This window comes from Nocardiopsis lambiniae (assembly GCF_031845465.1).
Classification (GTDB): Bacteria; Actinomycetota; Actinomycetes; order Streptosporangiales; family Streptosporangiaceae; genus Nocardiopsis; species Nocardiopsis lambiniae.
Genome location: NZ_JAVREP010000040.1, coordinates 1 through 1,677 on the forward strand (window position 1 = coordinate 1; position 1,677 = coordinate 1,677).

At 70.2% G+C, this 1,677-nt stretch carries 2 protein-coding genes and 1 pseudogene; all 3 read right to left on the reverse strand.

All coding sequences use genetic code 11. The features are described 5' to 3' along the window. Positions 1 to 24 precede the first annotated feature (24 nt). On the reverse strand, positions 25 to 429 hold the full coding sequence (locus RM479_RS27410; protein WP_311514578.1) for a transposase: 405 nt from the start codon (positions 427 to 429) through the stop codon (positions 25 to 27). Beyond that, entirely contained in the window at positions 414 to 764 is a 351-nt protein-coding gene (locus RM479_RS27670) for a helix-turn-helix domain-containing protein (protein WP_397223319.1), read from the reverse strand. Before RM479_RS27670 ends, RM479_RS27410 begins: the two co-directional genes overlap by 16 nt. After that, positions 741 to 1,412, reverse strand: a pseudogene (locus RM479_RS27415) (ISL3 family transposase); the annotation flags it as partial. The pseudogene RM479_RS27415 and the gene RM479_RS27670, both read right to left, overlap by 24 nt. Positions 1,413 to 1,677 lie beyond the last annotated feature (265 nt).

A 1,677-nucleotide genomic window follows, 5' to 3' on the forward strand; every position in this document is an offset into this window, starting at 1 on the left:
TCTCTGTGAAGCCGCCACGCTCTGTCATGGCGCATCGAGGATGCGGCGGCGCAGCAGCTCGAACCCGGCACGGCCGTACCCGGCCCTCTTGAGCACCTTGATCCGGCACACGTTGCCTTCCACACGGCCGGAACTCCACTCCAGGGTGAGCCCGGCGGTCACCGCGTCGAAGTCCTGGCGCAACCCTCGGGCGAAGCTCCGCACCGGCTGCATCTCGGTCGCCTCGGCACTGGCCGGCCACGTCTCCAGGTCCTGCCCCTTCTTCTCCCGCATCATCGTGGCGAAGGAGCGCACGCACCCGGCGACCCGGTCCAGCTCCGGGCAGTGGCCGAGCAACTCCTTCAGCTTCACCTCCTCCTCGGGCTCCAGGCGGCTGGGCAGGCTGGTGATCAGACCAGTGGCCTGGCGGACGGTCAGCACCTCGGGCACCGGCGGTGCGGGCTTCCCACTGCTCCGGAGCGGCGCACGGTGCGTTCGCTGCCTTGGTAGCCCTGCTCGCGGATCTGCGCGCACAGCCGGACTGCGTCCGTGCATCCCTCGTTCCACCGTTGGTGCAGGTAGGCCAAGTAGGGCTGGATGAGGGTGCCCCGGCGGCCGTCGCCAACGGGCAGGTTCTCCGGGGTCGGGGCGTGCGCGTAGCGGCGGACGGTCTTGCGGTCGAAACCCAGGGCATCGGCGATCGCCGAGATACCCAGTCCCTTGTCCAGCAGGGCGTGGACCGCGGCATGTCGTTCCCGCCTCTGAGCAGCCCGGACCCCCTCCATCGCTGCCGGGGCCGGCGCTGGCTCCGTGTGGGTCTTTGCGGGTTCAGAGGCTGGTTCGGCGAGGCAGCGGCGGTGGGCGGCCACGCACTTGCCGACCGTCTCGCACAGGTTTTTCCACAGGTGGAAGCGGTCCGCGACCTGCACCGCGTCGGGTGCGGCGGAACGGACGGCCTCAGCGTAGGCGCCGGCCCGGTCCCGGCACACGATCTCAACGCCTGGGTGGTCGCGCAGCCAGGCAGCGAAGGTGTCGGCCGTGCGGTCGGGAAGGACGTCCACGCGGCGGCCGGTCTCCATGTCCAACAGGATCGTGGCGTAGACGTGACCGCGCTTGAGGGCGAAGTCGTCCACCCCCAGGACACGGGGAACGCTGCTGGGCGGCTCGTCGGGTCGGGCGTGCAGGATCCTGATCAGGGAGTTCGGGCTGGTCGGGGCGCAGAGTGTGCGGGCCAGGCGGGCTCCGGGGCGTCCGACCAGCGAGAGCGCGATGGCTTCCAGTGCCTGGTGGTGGTGGGGTGTGCGGCGGGCGTAGGGGCGGGTGAGTCCGTCGACCTGTTCGGCGAACGTGCGGCGTTCGCACGCGGTGCTGGCGCAGCGGAACCGGTGGACGCGCAGGTGGATGGTGGCGGGCTGGCCGCCGATGGGGGTGTCCTGGAGTCGGCGCTGTTAGTGGCCGTGGACGTGGGCGGAGACGGTTCCGCAGTCGGGGCACGGAGCCTGGCGGGTGGCCGTTGCGGCCTCGATGGTCGGCTCGCCGCTGCTGGCGGTCACGGTGTCCACGCGGACATCACGCAGATGGGGCAGGAGCGCGCGTAGGGGGACGTAGTCACACGAATCGACATCCTGACAGCCGGAGTCACTCTGTGTGGCGGCTTCACAGAGATTGGATCAGAGCCAAACACACTGGCCATTGACA